The sequence below is a fragment of the Pseudomonas sp. MHK4 genome (genome assembly GCF_054600775.1).
On sequence record NZ_BAAIAK010000001.1, the window covers coordinates 925698 to 941931 of the forward strand.

At 60.1% G+C, this 16234-nt stretch carries 14 protein-coding genes; 10 read left to right on the forward strand and 4 right to left on the reverse strand.

All coding sequences use genetic code 11. The features are described from left to right. Positions 1 to 82 precede the first annotated feature (82 nt). The gene (locus ACYP2Q_RS03990; RefSeq protein WP_459729294.1) at positions 83 to 4888 is read left to right on the forward strand and encodes a dermonecrotic toxin domain-containing protein; all 4806 of its coding nucleotides are present in this window, start codon (positions 83 to 85) and stop codon (positions 4886 to 4888) included. A gap of 96 nt (positions 4889 to 4984) precedes the next feature. Beyond that, entirely contained in the window at positions 4985 to 5989 is a 1005-nt protein-coding gene (locus ACYP2Q_RS03995) for a FecR family protein (protein ID WP_459729295.1), read from the forward strand. A gap of 54 nt (positions 5990 to 6043) precedes the next feature. Here the strand turns inward: ACYP2Q_RS03995 and pvdQ are convergent, their stop codons facing one another. Further along, positions 6044 to 8383, reverse strand: coding sequence for a bifunctional acylase PvdQ (gene pvdQ, locus ACYP2Q_RS04000; protein WP_459729296.1), 2340 nt, complete (start codon positions 8381 to 8383; stop codon positions 6044 to 6046). 261 nt (positions 8384 to 8644) lie between these two features. Here pvdQ and ACYP2Q_RS04005 point away from each other — a divergent pair, with 261 nt between their 5' ends. Further along, complete coding sequence (locus ACYP2Q_RS04005; RefSeq protein WP_459729297.1) at positions 8645 to 9016, forward strand: fe2+ zn2+ uptake regulation protein; 372 nt, start codon at positions 8645 to 8647, stop codon at positions 9014 to 9016. 22 nt (positions 9017 to 9038) lie between these two features. On the opposite strand, the gene ACYP2Q_RS04010 is transcribed toward ACYP2Q_RS04005, so the two are convergent. Beyond that, positions 9039 to 9227 carry a hypothetical protein gene (locus tag ACYP2Q_RS04010; protein ID WP_130907255.1) on the reverse strand — a complete coding sequence of 63 codons (189 nt, stop codon included), beginning with the start codon at positions 9225 to 9227 and terminating at the stop codon, positions 9039 to 9041. Between the two features lie 352 nt (positions 9228 to 9579). Here ACYP2Q_RS04010 and ACYP2Q_RS04015 point away from each other — a divergent pair, with 352 nt between their 5' ends. The 7 genes from ACYP2Q_RS04015 (at position 9580) to ACYP2Q_RS04045 (ending at position 14525) form a co-directional block, all read left to right on the forward strand. After that, the gene (locus ACYP2Q_RS04015) at positions 9580 to 10026 is read left to right on the forward strand and encodes a DUF411 domain-containing protein (RefSeq protein WP_459729298.1); all 447 of its coding nucleotides are present in this window, start codon (positions 9580 to 9582) and stop codon (positions 10024 to 10026) included. Further along, positions 10026 to 10460, forward strand: coding sequence for a YqaA family protein (locus tag ACYP2Q_RS04020; RefSeq protein ID WP_459729475.1), 435 nt, complete (start codon positions 10026 to 10028; stop codon positions 10458 to 10460). The genes ACYP2Q_RS04015 and ACYP2Q_RS04020 overlap by 1 nt, the downstream gene beginning before the upstream one ends. Before the next feature lie 83 nt (positions 10461 to 10543). Next, positions 10544 to 11566, forward strand: coding sequence for an alpha/beta fold hydrolase (locus ACYP2Q_RS04025; protein WP_459729299.1), 1023 nt, complete (start codon positions 10544 to 10546; stop codon positions 11564 to 11566). A gap of 13 nt (positions 11567 to 11579) precedes the next feature. Then, on the forward strand, positions 11580 to 12533 hold the full coding sequence (locus ACYP2Q_RS04030) for a D-2-hydroxyacid dehydrogenase family protein (protein WP_459729300.1): 954 nt from the start codon (positions 11580 to 11582) through the stop codon (positions 12531 to 12533). Positions 12534 to 12682: 149 nt separating this feature from the next. After that, positions 12683 to 13216: a tetratricopeptide repeat protein gene (locus tag ACYP2Q_RS04035; protein WP_459729301.1), complete on the forward strand. Its 534-nt coding sequence runs from the start codon at positions 12683 to 12685 to the stop codon at positions 13214 to 13216. Positions 13217 to 13281: 65 nt separating this feature from the next. Then, positions 13282 to 13767, forward strand: coding sequence for an RNA polymerase sigma factor (locus ACYP2Q_RS04040; RefSeq protein WP_459729476.1), 486 nt, complete (start codon positions 13282 to 13284; stop codon positions 13765 to 13767). After that, positions 13764 to 14525, forward strand: a complete 762-nt coding sequence (locus tag ACYP2Q_RS04045; protein WP_459729302.1) for an anti-sigma factor family protein — start codon at positions 13764 to 13766, stop codon at positions 14523 to 14525. The genes ACYP2Q_RS04040 and ACYP2Q_RS04045 overlap by 4 nt, the downstream gene beginning before the upstream one ends. 15 nt (positions 14526 to 14540) lie before the next feature. On the opposite strand, the gene ACYP2Q_RS04050 is transcribed toward ACYP2Q_RS04045, so the two are convergent. Both ACYP2Q_RS04050 and ACYP2Q_RS04055 read right to left on the reverse strand, forming a co-directional pair. Continuing rightward, positions 14541 to 14819 (reverse strand): hypothetical protein, encoded by a 279-nt coding sequence (locus tag ACYP2Q_RS04050; RefSeq protein WP_459729303.1) that lies wholly within the window; start codon positions 14817 to 14819, stop codon positions 14541 to 14543. Between the two features lie 112 nt (positions 14820 to 14931). Next, positions 14932 to 16230 (reverse strand): ATP-binding protein, encoded by a 1299-nt coding sequence (locus ACYP2Q_RS04055; RefSeq protein ID WP_459729304.1) that lies wholly within the window; start codon positions 16228 to 16230, stop codon positions 14932 to 14934. Positions 16231 to 16234: the final 4 nt, after the last annotated feature.

Consider the following 16234-nt stretch of genomic DNA (forward strand, 5'->3'; position numbering starts at 1 on the left):
ACTTGGGCGTTGCTCCAGGCGTAGTGTTTTTTCTCGATTCGACACCTGCGAGCACTGATCGCAGCGCCATTGAGGAAAAACCATGACTCCCCCCCCATTGCCGTATTTTTTCGACGAGGCAGAGCGTGCATCCAGAACCAGGCAGCCTGGCGAACGCGAGAAAGCCCTGGGCCTGACGATGGACGACCTGAAATGGTTGAAAAATGTCTACCTGGCGACCGATTCCGCCCGTGCCAGCACACTCAACCCCATGCACGCCAAACGCATTCTGTTGAGCCTTGCCGACCAGAGCAACATTCCACTGGCCGGCGCGTTTGCCCTGAGCCGTTCCGACGATGACGAAGTCATGCTCTACACACCATGGCGGGGCCTGACCAAGTTCGCCGACATGGACGATCTTCAAAGCAAGCTCAAGGAGTGGCTGGCACAAGCCACGGGCAAGCGCCACTTGCTGCGTTTTCTCTCCATCGCGCAACGCGGCGCGGTGCTGAAGGCCAGCACCGCCGATATCTCCATGGAAAAGATCGAAGGAGCAGTGTTCCAGGACCAGGAGCGTATCCTCGATTTCAACCAGCAACACAATACCGATTCGATGATGGGCGAGTTGCTCAAGTTGCCCCATTTGCAATCGATGCTTGATGAAATGCTCAAGATCGCATTGCGCATACCCTTTCCCAAACTGGACCAACGCCTTACCCGGTTGAAAAGCTTTGTCGGCACGGATTCGACGTTCGATGGCAGCAAGTATGCGCACATCATTTCCACGATCTCCCTGAGCGACGCCCTCCTGCACGTCTACCTGACCAATCAATGGCCCCCTGGCGATTCGCGGGTCTTCACCCATCCTGAACACGGCGTGAGCAGTGACGCCGATAACCAGGCGTGGGAGAGTGCGGTACAGGAAATCGCCCACAGCTTTACTCCTTACCTGTACAGCCTGCTCGAATCCTTCTGGAACAGCCCGCCAGGCGCCGGGCTATCACCGCTGCAACTTTGTATCGAGGGCATGCAAGACGCTTATCACGTGAGGCTTTTGCTGCAGCGCCAACAGGGCGTCATCACCACGCAAGAGTACGCACGGCTGGGCAATCTCAGTCTCGCGCCAACCATGGACCATTCGCTGCACATCGAAAAAGTACGGGTCAGCGCGCCTTTCAAACCGTACGTGGAGTTGGCCTCGACCTTGATGATCGGCAGCAGCGACACCCTGGGTTTTCTTTACACCCAATCCAGGGGTATCGAGGCGACAACTGATCTGGCGGCGGTGAAAAAAATACTGTTGCAGATGATGCAAAGCCAGGGGCATGAAGACACGCTCCTCAATGTCCTGTCGCAGGATGAGCGTGCCATCTTCCTCACGCTGCCTGCGGATGAGCGTTTCATTACCGGTACACCTGTCACAGACCCGGTGTTCGAGCAGTTGATGGCGGACATCCTCGCCAAGCAACGGCGGAACCTGAGCCACGCCTTGAGTCTTTACCGTCAAAGTGAAGGCACGCTGGAGCCCCATGCCTTGCTCGACAAGGCACTGGATGTCAGGGGTTTGATCGATGATCGATTGCTGGCTGCGAATGCCGAGGGACGCTGGAGCACACAGCCCGACCTACGCTGGAGCGCACAACCGGCCACGGTGCGTGCCGAGTCGGCGCACGAGCAATTGGCAACGCTCGATAGCGTTGAGCAGGCCCTGCGCCAGCGCCTCGACAATTTCCCGGCCATCCCCGCGACAATCCGTACGGTTGACCAGGCACAGCGCATCGTCGATGCGTCACTGACACCACTGCAAGCCAGTTTTACTCACACCCTGTCCACCGCACTGCGCAGCGAACTGAAGCTGCGGGCCGTCACCCGTACCTTGGGTGAAACTGAACAGGCCATGATCAAGACACTGCTCGATAACCCGGTGCGCTTGCAACGCACAGCATTGAACGGCTTCTTGCCGGATGTATTTTCCCTGGCATTGAAGGCAGGCGACACAACGCTCGCGCTGCAACTGGCCAGTTGTTTTGTGCTGACTGAGCGAGGCGGCCTGGACCCGCTGCATTCCGGCAAGGCGATACTATGGACGCCCGCGTTCGGCTATGAAGCCTTCAAGGCATTGCCTGCTTTGGCCGGCGAACTCGATCGACGACTCAGCGACCCTGCCCTGCGCCTGACCCTCCTGGAGAACCTTGGCCGCAGCGAGCGCCATCCTGGCAAGCCTTACACGCTGGCACCGTTACAGCGCATCGACGGAGACTTTCTCGATGCGCTGCAGAAAAACCATGTCCACCTGGATTCGGCGAGCGTGACCGATGCTTTGGCCACGGCACTGGACACCACGTCACAGGCCAGTCTTTTGAATCTCGTGGCGTTGCGCCAGCCGCTGGCGGGCCTGGACCGCGTGACGGACATCGCCCGTTCCCTCACCACCCAGCAAAGACTGCCTGCATGGCTGGCCCAGGCATCCGTCAAGGAGCTGCAGTTGCACGGCGAACTGCTGCAGCAGTACTTCAATACTGTCACAGATGACCAGGACTACCTCTCGGGTGTGGATTCGCTGCTGCGCACAGCGCGCCATGAGCTGGAACAACAGTTGAAGACAGACACCTTCAACATCGATCCTGATAACGTCCAGATCCAGGTCAGCGCCCGCCCGACGGTCTCGGCCAGCGTCCAGACCCTGACCGAGTTTGCCCTGACTCACCTCCAGGATCTCGACCAGATCCGTTTCGCAGTGGTGTCGCTGGATTCCACGGTGATTCCCGAGGAGATGGACGAGCGCTACATCAAAGACCTGATACAAAACCTGAAGCTGGCCGAGCAACAGCAGAAAAAACTCGACGTTGCCTTTGCGGATACCCCGGCTAACACCGAACGCCGAACGCGCTTCTACGAGCAACTGCCCTGGCAACTGCTGCATTACGCCCACTCGGAAAAACTGCAGGAGCGCCTGAGCGAATCGGCGTTTGACCTGATCCGGCAAGTCGTGGACATGCCGGACGCGATTGCCCGTGCGACCATCGAAGGCGCCCACGCAATCATCCGCCCTCTCGAGTTCACCGGCCTCAGGAGCGACCAGACAACCACAGTGCCAGGCGTCTATCTGATCAGTTCAAGCGCCAACGACTCCACGCGCCAGGTGTTGCTCGCGCCGCACAGTCCTCGGCACGGACTCAAGGAATATGAAAATGAACAGCAACTGCTGGCAGAGCTCAAGACCCGCGGGGCACTGTACGACTGGCTGCTGATGAATTTGTCCCAACCTGAGCGGACGCTGCTGGAGCATCGCATGGCAACCCGTCAGCGGCGCGCCGCCAATTTCACAGGCACACTGGCGCTGGCATCCCGGCCGATCCAGGGAACCCTGTTCAAGCGTTTGCTCAATGACAACGTGGCGTTGTTGGGGCGATTGCTCGGTTGTCGCGCCGATGACAAAAAGCAAAGCGAATGGGCAACCATCAAACAGGTGCTGGGCGAGGATCTGCAGGCAGCCTTTTCGTTTTGCATGGGCAAGCTTGCCTACCCCGTAACGGTGTGGCGCAGCTACCGCGACATCAAACAATCGGCCGAAGACCTGCAAACCCACAAATGGCGCGCGGCCGTAACGCAATTCATCAGCGGCATTGCACAGCTCGCTACATTGCGCCAGTCGCTGGAACCTGAAGTCGGGACGCCTTCGCCGCCGGGCGTAACGGCCAATGCCCCGATCAAGTGGCAGGACATCGACAGCACCGCCACCGAGCGCACAGCCTTGAAGCGGTACGAAAGCCATGATGTCGCCCTGGACTCCCTGACGCCCAACTGGACACTTGGCCATTACTTCCATCCGATAACAAAAAACCACTATGCGCCGGTGGCAGGAAAGGTTTATCCAGTCATCCAGCGCAATGCGCGGTGGCGCATCGGTAATCTGGACACCCGTGGCCCTTACCTGCGCCAGAATATATCGAGGCAATGGTGCCTGGCCGACGACAGGACGGCGCCCCGTTTCAACTTGTTCAGACGGTTGGATACTCTGGTTTCAGTGTGGGATGGCATGAATATCGACGCCAACGGAATGCTCAGCATCCGTCAGCGGTATCCGCAAAAGGCGCGCGAAATACAAGAGGCACTGGACCACGCGACGACCTATGCCTGGAACAGCTTTCGCAATCTGCAATTGCTCAAGACTTCCGGTACCACGGTCACACCGGTGCATCAGTTGATCATGGACTTCATCGATGTACCGCAGGTGTTGCCCACCCATGTGCAGATGCTTGAAAAAGTCGTGGGCCAGATGCTCACGGCCCTGCTGGACCCCACTCTCAGAAAAGAGAATTCGCGGCGTTTTGCGGTGGGCAGATTGATCCAGGATCCGCTCAACACCTTCGCCTTCACGGTCCCAAGAGACGCCAAGCGGAAAATTTACCTGGGTGAACGCTTCTTTGCTCCCCAATTCGATATCTACCGGCGACATCTAACCGACCCGACCTTCCCGATCGACGCACACGCCCGGGCGGCGACCATTATCCATGAACTGGCGCACATTGAATGTGGAAGCGAAGACATTACCTATCTCGACGCGGGCAGGCCTTTTGTCGACCTGATTGGCGCGAGCAGCGTCGCCGCCAGCGATCTCAAGAACGAGTTGAGCGCACTGCAGGACACCGCGCTGTCGATGAAGACACCTTATACCCAGTTGTTCATGGACTACGACCTTGATACCGGTGAATGGGCGGACCTGGATGTCACAGCCCCCGCAGCTCGGCGTATCCTGGCCGTGACCGGCGCAGACAACCTCAGCGGAGCCCGCACTGCATTCAAGAAAAACGCCCTGACCAGACTGGCCGTGCAACTGGCAAACGCCGACAGCGTATCCTGGCTGATCAGCCATCTGGGGTGGCAGCTTCACGTCACGACGCCATGAGACGGAAAAAAAAGCGCAGATTGATGGGTAATTGCCATGACGGATGTTCTCGCCGACAGCCCTCAAGGTTAGAATGCAGGAAATCAGGATGAGTCAATGACCGACACCCCTCTCTCGCAAATCCAACATGACGCCATCACCGAGGCCGCCGCGCATTGGTGCATGCGCCTGCACGAGCCCGATTGTACTGTCGCAGAGCGGCAGGCGTTCGAGCAGTGGCTGGATGTCCATCCGCTTCATCGGGTGGAATACGAGGCCATGCTGGAGATCTGGGAGATTGCGGGCGATCTGCCACGCCCGCAAACCAACGTTGTGCCAATGGTTCGCCAGCAGCCCCGGACATCCTGGCGTACCTTCGGCATGGCGGCGGCCGTGTGCGCATTGGCGTTGCCGTTGGCGGCTTACAGCGGGTGGAACCTGGGGTGGCTGCCCGATTCATATCAACACGTCGAGGCGACCGACAATGTGCGTCTGGTCACGTTGAAGGACGGCAGTCGCGTCGAACTGAACCTGGGCAGCGAACTGACCTACAGCAACTACAAGGATCGACGTCAGGTCACGCTGGGCAAAGGCGAGGCATATTTCAGCGTCAGTCACGACACATCCCATCCGTTCGTCGTCAAGGCGGCCGACGGCAAGATCCGGGTCACCGGAACCCAATTCAATGTCTGGATGTATGAAGACCAGGTGAAAGTGAACCTGATCGAAGGCTCGGTACTGGTCAGCAGCAATGATGACCTGCCGGGGGACGGCTTGAGGCTCGGTCCCGCGATGCAAGCGAGCTATCGCCATGGCGACTATATTCCGCGGATCAGCCAGACCTACGACGACGACAATTCGCTGGCCTGGCGCAGCGGCAAACTGGTGCTCGACGACCTGGCGTTGAACGATGCCCTGCCATTGATCAATCGATACCTGGACAAACCCTTGGTGGTCGCCGATAACGGCACTGGCGCGATCCGCATCGGCGGCATCTACAACATCAAGGAGCTCAATACCCTCGTGACATCCCTGCCCAAGGTGCTGCCGGTCTACCTGACCCGCAACAAGGACGGCAACCCGGTCCTCAATTCCATTCCGCAACAAACCCCGAAAAGCTGAAGGCCGCGACCCTTGCGGGTGCGGCCTTCATTCTTCGCTCAACACACTTTCAGCTTACTGGGCAGCCACCTTCGCGTCTTGCTCGCGGATGGTCCGGGCCTGATAGTTCGGGTCGGCCAGGATCTGTTGCTCGGTAAACGGCAACACACTCCATTGTTTCTTCGAAAATGCCAGCGTCTGGTCCCGGGAGTATTTCGAGGCCGGATCACTCGACAGTGAGAACGCCAGTAAACCTTTGGCCTGAGGACCTTTTTCATCGAAGGTCACCACTTGCAAATAACTGGTGCCGCTGACCACTTCGCGCTTGCCGTCGGTTCTCGGCACGCTCTGAATCGCGTTGTAGATACCCAGCGTCCCTGGCCCGCCGTGAATCGGCGTCTGCTGGCCACCACTGCTGACCACCTGAATATCACCCCAGAGAGCCCCCTTCTTCAGCCCCGTGGCATTGACCTGCTCCACCGACGCCAGCATCGCCTGGCGCAACGCCTGCGCCACTGGCGCACGGTCGATCGCCAGGCCACGCGGAGTGTGTTGCGGGTCTTTGGGGTCAAACGCCACGCGCCAGACATCAGGCGCCTGCTCCAGCGACTCCATGACATTCTGGAAATGCACCAGACCCAGGCCGCTCTGCAGATTCGCCTTGCGATCCCAGGCCTTGAGGCTGGCACACAATGGCGCCAGCGCTTTCGCATCGGCCCCCAGGTCGGCCGCGCAGAATTGCAACAGGTCCGGCACCACTTGCGCCGCCTGATACACCTGGTCGTCCATCACCATGTGTTGCAGATCCGCCGCTGCGATCGGCCCAGCCTTGACCAGTGACTCCAGACGATCGAGGGCGAAGCGCGCACGCAGGCCCAATGGCTGGCTGTCCTGGCTGATCAGCGGCGAAAAACCGGTGAGCGGCTGCGCCGGGTTGACCATCCACGCCGAATCGTTGGAGTGCTGCACAAAGTCCTTGCGCAACAATTGCGGCAATTTGTCCGCGGCATAAATGCCTTTTTGCGCAGCTTGCGGGTCGATGTCCCAAGCGCAGGCACTGTTGGAACCGTCGAGCACGATCATCTGCACGCCGAGGCGTGGATCACTGCACTGCGCGAGTTTTTCGCTGCTGACGTTTGGCACCACCGACAGGTTCATGTAAAGCGTTTGCCCCTGATCGTCCGCCGCCAGCGTGTTGACCCACGGGATGCCCTGGATCTGATGCACGCTGGCCGCAAAGCCCTTGAGGCTATCGGCACGGTTCATGGCGTACCACTGCTGCAGCACCCGGTCATTGTCCAGGTTGGCGTCGCGCAGGCTGTAGGCGAACTGATTATCCCAGTCGAGTTTGCCGGGCCATTGCACAATCGGGCCGAATTGCGAGCTGTACACCACCTGGGAAACCGCTTTGACCGAACCGTCCGGCTGCTTGAAGTCAACCGTCAATGTCTGTTTGTGCATCGGCAGGGATTTGCCATCGAGCAGGTAGCGGGTCGGATCCTTGGGATCCAGTTGCAACCGGTACAGCGTGAAGTGCTTGGACGAATCCACCGTGTGGGTCCAGGCCAGGTGCTGGTTGAAACCGATGTTGATCAGGGGCAACCCAGGCAGCGCGGCGCCCATGACGTCCAGTTTGCCAGGAATGGTCAGGTGCATCTGGTAGAAACGCATCCCGCCGACCCAAGGAAAATGCGGGTTGGCCAATAACATGCCGCGTCCGTTGAAGGACCGCTCGCTACCCACTGCCACCGCATTGCTGCCGCGATCGAGGGCAAAGCGCTGCATGCGCGCAGCGGCCACCTGCAACGCCGCCTGCCCGCTGGTGATTCCGGCAGCGGCGGCGGCCGGTGGCGTGGCACCCGCCAAGGCTTCGGCAAACTGTCCGACGCCGCCTTCGACCAGCAGGCGCCGTGTCAACTTGACCAAGTCAGCGGCGGTGATTGCCCGCACCCAGTCGCCCTGGCACTGCTGCGGTAAACCCTGGGCCCGACGTTCCGTCAGGGAACGGTTGTAGCCGGCCACGTAACCTTCCATCAACTCGCGCACTTCGGGGGTTTGCGCCTGCCAGAAGGCGTCGACGGCCTGCCGGGTGTTCAGCCAGGTGAAAAACAGATCACTGACGCGGTTTTCGCGCTCTTCTGCCGAGAACTGATCCGGGCCGAAAAACCGCGAACGTTGACCGTTCACCGTGGCGATCTCATTGGCCAGCAAACACAGGTTATCCTGAGCGTAGGCATAGCCAATGCCATAACCGAGCCCCCGCTCGTCCTCGGCACGAATATGCGGCACGCCGAAGCTGGTCCGGCGGATATCGGCACTCGCCTGCTCAGGCTGACTGCGCGCATTCGCCGCAAGACTCAGCCCCAGAAACACACCCGCCAGGCTTAACCTGGTCAACTGGCTGGAAATAATCACATTCGCTCCTGATCGAAAAACGATGGTCACAGTTCTGCGTACCGACACGCACTGCGCATCCTTTTAGGGACGAAGCAAACGCCAAAAATTTAGGCGATTGGATAGCGATTCCGGGTCGCGCTACAGAGGCGCTTTACACAGCGATCACACCATGATGACGAAATTTCTACATTTAAGTCTTCATGATTTGTGTCGCTCATACGTCTTGTTTTGTAAGAGCGCCCAATTTTCCCGATCAGGCTCTGAAAAGGAGTTTTTGCAATGTACAACTCGCAACTGCCAACGGACGGTAGCAACGCGCCAAAGGGCACATCCATTGGGGTCAGTGTTTTCGACCAGCGTACCGAGCGCCACGGCAACGAGCGGATCCGCATCCTGCTCAAGAGTTTTGGCCTGCGAACCAGTCTGATTCGTCTGAAAGTCATCGACGCCTTGCTGTCGGCCGCCGAGAACGACCGCAGCCTGGGCGTGCGCGGCGTGCACACCCAATTGCTGGAGCTGGACATTCCCCTGTCGTTCCTGAGTGTGCGCGAAGTGTTGAAACGCCTGTGCAGCGAAGGCGTGATCGTCCTCAACCCGGACAAAAGCTACAGCCTGCACCCCCGGGCCGCCGCCATGCTGCGCAACGACTGATCCCGCCAGCCCCGGGGACTGCTCAGGGCTTGACCTTGCGGCGCATCACGCCGTTGATGACCACCACGACCACCGCCACGCCAATGGCGATGTACTGGAACAGTTTTTCGCTGATGACGCCGGTGTTCTGCAAATACGAAAGGCCAAACATGATCCCCAGTACCACGAGGGAGATCAGAATCGAGTATTTCAAACGTTGCGACTGAGTCATTGGCAATTCCTGAACCTGAAAAATGTATCTGCTGTGTATCCGTTCGCATGCCAGGCCGGCTGCGAACGGGGGGCTCATGTTACCGCCGATGGAGAATTTTAGCTTTATCACGGCGATGACAGCCTCCAATAGTGCATCGCGCTTTCGGGCCTCTTCGCTGGCAAGCCAGCTCCTACAATGGTTTGCGTCGGGCTGACAAGTTTGTCATCTTCCCCTCATCCGCCTGACAGCTTTGATCTACGATAATAAAGCTGGAGCAGCTTCGTATCACTTCGAAACAAACCTTGAATATCCGCCGGCAAAAAACCGTCAAAATGCATTCTTTTGCCCGCAATCCGAGACCCCTTCCGACATGCGAACCTCTTTACGTCTGGCTGCCTTGGGCGCCCTGTTCATCTCCTCCCTGGCCCAGGCCGCCGACCTGATCCCGATCGAAGTCCACCGCGACGCCAATTGCGGATGCTGCAAGAAATGGATCAGCCATCTTGAGGCCAATGGCTTCAAGGTCGAGGACCACGTCGAAAGCAATATGAGCGAATTCAAGCAACAACACGGCGTGCCACCGCGCCTGGCGTCCTGCCATACCGGTCTGATCAACGGCAAATTCGTCGAAGGCCATGTGCCGGCCGACCAGGTGCTGGCCTTGAGCAAGCGCAATGACTTGCTGGGCGTCGCCGCGCCTGGCATGCCCATGGGCTCGCCGGGGATGGAAATGGACGGCATGAGCGACGCCTATCAAGTGATCGGCCTGAAAAAGGACGGCTCCGATGTGGTGGTGGCGGACTATCCCGCCCATTGATTTTCGGCGCCTACATCGGCATGTTCCTGGCGGCATTCGGTGCCGCGACCTTGCTGCCCCTGCAGTCCGAAGCCCTGCTGGTCGGGCTGATCGTCAGCGATCGCTACTGGCTGTGGTCGCTGCTGGCGGTCGCCACGCTGGGTAACGTCCTCGGTTCACTGGTGAACTGGTGGCTGGGGCGCGCCATCGAGCGCTTCCGGGACCGGCGCTGGTTTCCGGTCAGTTCCAGACACCTGGAACAAGCCCGTCGCCACTATCAACGCTACGGCCACTGGTCGCTGCTGCTTAGCTGGCTACCAGTGATCGGCGACCCACTGACCCTGGTAGCCGGCGTCATGCGCGAACCCTTGGGGCGCTTCCTGCTGATCGTCACCCTGGCCAAGGGCGCCCGTTATGGGGTGCTGGCGTTGGCGACCCTGGGGTGGATGGGTTGAACCAAGTGCCGCGACAGTTGCCTGTTTAATGTCGCCCTAATCGTGCCGATCCAGCATCGGCGGATTTTCCACGGAGTTCATCCATGCGCCTTACCCGCTCAAGCTGGCTGTCCGGCCTGCTGCTGACCGCCGCCCTGCCCGCCATCGCTGCGCAAGGCCCGGCCTATGGCCCCGAATTGCAAGGCTTCGAATACCCCTACACGGTCAAGCATTTTGCCTTCGAGTCCCAGGGCAAATCCCTGCAGATGGGCTACATGGACGTCGCTGCCCACGGCAAGGCCAACGGTCGCAGCGTGGTGCTGATGCACGGCAAAAACTTCTGCGGCGCCACCTGGGAGACCTCGATCAAGGCCCTGAGCGATGCCGGCTACCGGGTCATTGCCCCGGACCAGATCGGTTTCTGTACGTCCAGCAAACCGGACCACTATCAATACAGCTTCCAGCAACTGGCGAGTAACACCCAACAACTGCTCAAGGCCCTCGGTATCCAGAAAGCCACCCTGCTCGGGCATTCCACCGGCGGCATGCTCGCCACCCGCTACGCGCTGCAATATCCCGAACAGGTCGAGCAGCTGGCGCTGGTCAACCCCATCGGCCTGGAAGACTGGAAAGCCCTCGGGGTTCCCTATCGCACGGTGGACCAGTGGTACGAGCGCGAACTGAAACTCAGCGCCGAGGGTATCCGCAACTACGAGCGCGCCACCTACTACGGCGGCCGCTGGAAACCCGAGTTCGAGCGCTGGGTGGACATGCTCGCCGGCCTGAACAAAGGCCCGGGGCATACACAGGTGGCATGGAATTCGGCGCTGATCTACGACATGATCTTCACCCAGCCGGTGTACTACGAATTCCACAACCTGAAGATGCCGACCCTACTGTTGATCGGCACGTCCGACACCACCGCCATTGGCAGCGATATTGCGTCGCCCGAGGTCAAGGCGAGAATCGGCCATTACGACGTACTCGGCAAGCAAGTGGCGAAACTGATTCCACAGTCGACACTGGTCGAATTCCCTGGCATGGGCCATGCACCGCAAATGGAAGAGCCGCAGCAGTTCCATAAGGCGCTGCTTGGCTGGCTGAACAACACCAATCCCGTTCGTTGACGAGGTAAAGCTGATGGCAGTGCAGATTGCGGTAATCGATGACTGGCAAGACGTGGCCCGCAATGTACTGGACTGGTCCGTGCTGGAGGCTATCGGTGACGTGGAGTTCATCCATGACTACCCTGCCGACAACACGACCCTGGCGGCGCGCCTGGAAAAGTATGCGGTGATCTGCGTGATGCGCGAGCGCACCCGGTTCGACGAAGACCTGCTGCGCCGCTTGCCGCAACTCAAGCTGCTGGTCACCGGCGGGATGCGCAATGCCGCGATCGACCTGCAAGCCGCCGCGGCGCTCGGCATCCAGGTCAGTGGCACCGACAGCTACAAACACGCCGCGCCGGAACTGACCTGGGCACTGATCATGGCCGCGACCCGCAACCTGGTGGTCGAAGCCAACGCCTTGCGCGCCGGCAAGTGGCAGCAAGGCATCGGCGGCGACCTGCACGGCAAGACCCTGGCGATTCTGGGGCTGGGCAGCATCGGCCAGCGGGTTGCCCGGTTTGGCCAGGTATTCGGCATGCGCGTGATTGCCTGGAGCGAAAATCTGACCGCCGAGCGCGCCGCCGAAGCCGGAGTAACCCTCGTCAGCAAACAGGCACTGTTCGAACAGGCCGACGTGCTCTCGGTGCACCTGGTACTCAGTGATCGCAGCCGGGGATTGGTGGACGCCCAGGCGCTGGCCTGGATGAAGACCACCGCGCTGTTGGTCAACACCGCCCGCGGGCCCATTGTGGATGAAGCAGCGCTGATCAAGGCCCTGCAGAAACAACGCCTGGGTGGCGCGGCGCTGGATGTGTTCGAGCAGGAGCCGTTGCCTGAACATCATCCGTTCAGAACCCTGGACAACGTGCTGGCAACGCCCCATGTCGGATACGTCAGCCAGCAGAATTACCATCTATTCTTCTCGCAAATGATCGAAGACATTCAAGCCTGGTCGGCAGGAAAACCGGTTCGCCTGTTGAACTGATAGCGCCCGGCGACTTGGCCTTTCTTGCAAAAAAACGTCGGGGAAAATGAATAAATGCCCACGCTGCGGTGTTTATGTTTCGCTTGAGGGGTCATCAGCCCCTCTGAACATTTTCGGCCCATTCGATGTCCCGACTCGGAGCATTGCCCATGAATCGCCGTCTCTCGATTGTTACTGCCCCGCTGGTGCTTGCCGTCGCGCTGTCCGGTTCCCTGGCGTGGGCCAACGGCGAGGAAGATACCCCCGCCAAACCGCAGTGCCCTCGAGGGCAAGTGTTCGACAGCAAGGCGCAAAAATGCGTCAAGCTAACCAGCATGCTCGTGCCGGACGCCGACCGCACCGATTACGCCTATCAATTGGCCAAGGACGGGCGTTACGAAGAAGCCCTGGCCCTGCTCGATACGCTCAAGCAACCCAACACCGCCAAGGCCCTGAACTATCGCGGCTATGCCACACGTAAACTGGGGCGCACCGATGAAGGTATCGGTTACTACCTGCAGTCGGTCAAGCTCGACCCGCAGTACGCAAAAGTTCGCGAATATCTGGGCGAAGCCTATGTGATCAAAGGTCGGCTGGACCTCGCGCAGGAGCAACTGCAGCAGATAAAATCGATCTGCGGCAACACGACCTGCGAGGAATACCAGGACCTGGCCGAAGCTATCAACGGCTCGTCGCAAACCTGACAACCGGGCGCACGGAGGTCTCCATCGCCAACATCCAGGAAATAAGGGCAGAACTGGGCCAACATCTGGCGCGTTTGTGGCGCTATGGCCTGCTGTTGTCGCGACAACGGCACGTCGCCGAAGACCTGGTGCAGGCGACCTGCGTGCGCGCGCTCGAACGCGCGGAACAATTCACCCCGGGCACCCGAATGGACCGCTGGCTGATGAGCATTCTGCACTCGATCTGGCTGAACGAAATCCGCACCCGCCGGGTGCATCAGGGACAGGGCCTGGTCGAGCCCGATAGCGCCTTGTCGTTTGACGGTGAATACGCGGCGCAGACTCACGTGCTGGCGGCGCAGGTCATCCGCCGCGTCGACGCGCTGCCCGAAGCCCAGCGCGAAACGGTATTTCTCACTTACGTCGAGGGTTTGTCCTACCGCGAAGTTGCCGAAGTCCTGCAAGTACCCATTGGCACCGTGATGAGCCGGCTGGCCACCGCGCGGGCGAAACTCGCCGAATATCCGCCACTGCACACGGTGCCCAACCCTTCAACCGGAGAACGTCGATGAACGCGATACCCTCGGATGAGCAATTGGTGGCCTACCTGGACAACCAGCTCGACGCCGAACAACGCGCCCACATCGACGCGGCCATTGCCCAGGACCCGATGCTCGGCCTGCGCCTGCAATGGCTGGCCCGCAGCAGCCTGCCCTTCAAGTCCGCCTATGACGAGCTGGCTCGCCAGGCACCGGTGGATCGCCTGCAGGCCATGCTCGACACCTTGCCCGTGCCTGCCCCCCCAGCGCTGAGCCGGCGCTGGTTCCTGGCGGCCGCGGCCGGGCTGGTGGCGGGCGGCGTGGTCGCGGACCGCTTGTTTCTTGGCTGGCAAAGCAGTCAGCAAACCCACAGCTGGCGCGGGTTGGTGGCGGACTACATGGTGCTTTACGTACCGGAAACCCTCGACCATTTACCCAGTGACGAAGCGACGCAACGGGCGCAGCTGCAAACGATCGATGCACGCTTGGGCCTCAACCTTGTGCCGGCAAATCTGACCTTGCCGCGCGCTGAATTCAAACGCGCGCAAATCCTTGAGTACGATGGCGTGGCCATCGCCCAGATCAGCTACCTGGACCCGGTACACGGCCCCATGGCGCTGTGTGTCACCCATTCCAACAGCGGCAGCCGGCACTTTGCCCAGGAGCGCCGGCACGGGATGAACATTGTCTATTGGGCGGACATGCAACATGCGTGGATGCTGATCGGGCGTAATCCGATGGCGGATCTGGAGGGCATGGCCAAGCAGTTGCGCATCCGGATGAACGCCTGATCCCTGCGCCAGCGCCTACACAGGGCGGGGCAGCGTTAGGACTTTCACCAGGTCTTGCGCCTTGGGAAACGCTCCCGCCGGCCCCGTCAGCAAGGTGTACTTCACCTTATCGCCCACCAGGAAACAGTCGTCTCCATCTTCCGTGATGTTAAGACCTATACGGATCGCCAACCTGGAACCGGACCCATCATCGGGAAGGACCAGGGCAAAGGAGGTCGATGTCGTGTCGACCCGCACCTCCCTGATCGCGTTGATTGTGCCCTGCCCCATTATTCTTGTGATTGGCTCGGCCATTTCCATCCTCCTGCCCTGCCGTCAGATCCTGACAAACAAAACACAATCAAACGCGCACGCAGTGAATCTGGCTACTGTCAGATCTGACAGATGCAGCAACCGTTCGTCGCAATCACCCCGGCGTCGGCAACCACAACCGAAACCGTGCCCCGCCCAACGGCGACGACTCGACCGTCAACGACCCACCCTGCGCCTCCAGTGCCCGGCGGCTGATCGCCAGCCCCAGGCCAAACCCGCCGGTTGACCGATCCCGACTGCGATCCAATCGATAGAACGGCTCGAAAATCCGTTCGCGCTCGTCGTCCGGAATACCGATTCCGTCGTCGTCCACCCAGATCTCACAGCCCTCGGGACAAACCTGCACACCGACCTGAATGCGTTTTTCGCAGTAGCGCATGGCATTGCGCAGCAGGTTCTGCAACGCGCGAGCGGTCAGCCGTGGGTCGAGGCTGAAGCGCTCGAGTTGGCCGTGGAGCAAGACGTCGATGACGATGTCTGGGGATTGTTCGTCATCGACGCTGCCCAGGATGCTGTCGATGAATTCATCCAGCGACACATCGACCTGTTCCGGCACCCGTGCCGGGTTTTGCAGGCGGCTGTAGGACAGCAGCTCCAGCACCAGTTCGTCGAGTTCGCGAATGTGATCGACCAACCCCTGCAAACGCTCGCGGCTGGTCGCCGGCAAGTCATCGGACAGGGCCAGGGCCAGGCCGAAATCCAGGCGCGTCAGGGGGGTGCGCAGTTCGTGGGACACCGCATTGAGCAGGTCCCGTTGCTGGTTCAGCAGGCTCTCGATGTCGCCCGCCATGGTGTCGAAGACGTTGGCCAGGCCGCCGATGTTGGAACTGGGGGCAATCTGCGTGCGCTCGCTCAAGTGCCCCTTGCCGAAGCGCTCCGCGGCGCTTTTCAGGCGTTCCAGATCGCGCCAGTGCGGACGCAGCCACAACAGCAGGCACGCGAGCATGGTCGCGCCGATCAGCACGTTGATGCTCCAGTACAACAGGCTGACGTCCATCGGGTCCGGCGGCACGACCATTTGCACCACCGTGTGCTCGTTCAGCGGAGCCACCGCCAGGGTACGCCAGCCCCAGTCGCCAATGCGTACGACGTTCTCACCGCGTTGCAAACGCTGCTGTTCCTCAAGGGAAAACCCGGCGTCGTCGTTGCCACTGAGCACGATGTGCAGCGGCTGGAACTCCTTGTCCATTTGCGCCGCCAGGGCCGGCCATTGGTCGGTCGGGACGGCCTTGAACTGCTTGACCATGAGGGTTTGCAGGCCACGGGAATAGTCGAGGTTGTAGCTGAGGAAGCGCTCGTGGAAGACCTTGATCACCAGGTCCGGCACCAGGTAGATCGCGGCGCTGAACGAAACGATGGTCACCAGGTACAGGCGAAAGAGGATTCTGAACATCGTC

Bases quoted from the DNA above. Each gene is read 5' to 3' on its own strand.
- ACYP2Q_RS04010 (WP_130907255.1), bottom strand. From the start codon at position 9,227: ATGACTCAGTCGCAACGTTTGAAATACTCGATTCTGATCTCCCTCGTG.
- ACYP2Q_RS04025 (WP_459729299.1), top strand. From the start codon at position 10,544: ATGCGCCTTACCCGCTCAAGCTGGCTGTCCGGCCTGCTGCTGACCGCC.
- ACYP2Q_RS04050 (WP_459729303.1), bottom strand. From the start codon at position 14,819: ATGGCCGAGCCAATCACAAGAATAATGGGGCAGGGCACAATCAACGCG.
- ACYP2Q_RS04045 (WP_459729302.1), top strand. From the start codon at position 13,764: ATGAACGCGATACCCTCGGATGAGCAATTGGTGGCCTACCTGGACAAC.
- ACYP2Q_RS03990 (WP_459729294.1), top strand. From the start codon at position 83: ATGACTCCCCCCCCATTGCCGTATTTTTTCGACGAGGCAGAGCGTGCA.
- ACYP2Q_RS04055 (WP_459729304.1), bottom strand. From the start codon at position 16,230: ATGTTCAGAATCCTCTTTCGCCTGTACCTGGTGACCATCGTTTCGTTC.
- ACYP2Q_RS03995 (WP_459729295.1), top strand. From the start codon at position 4,985: ATGACCGACACCCCTCTCTCGCAAATCCAACATGACGCCATCACCGAG.
- ACYP2Q_RS04005 (WP_459729297.1), top strand. From the start codon at position 8,645: ATGTACAACTCGCAACTGCCAACGGACGGTAGCAACGCGCCAAAGGGC.
- ACYP2Q_RS04035 (WP_459729301.1), top strand. From the start codon at position 12,683: ATGAATCGCCGTCTCTCGATTGTTACTGCCCCGCTGGTGCTTGCCGTC.
- ACYP2Q_RS04030 (WP_459729300.1), top strand. From the start codon at position 11,580: ATGGCAGTGCAGATTGCGGTAATCGATGACTGGCAAGACGTGGCCCGC.
- ACYP2Q_RS04015 (WP_459729298.1), top strand. From the start codon at position 9,580: ATGCGAACCTCTTTACGTCTGGCTGCCTTGGGCGCCCTGTTCATCTCC.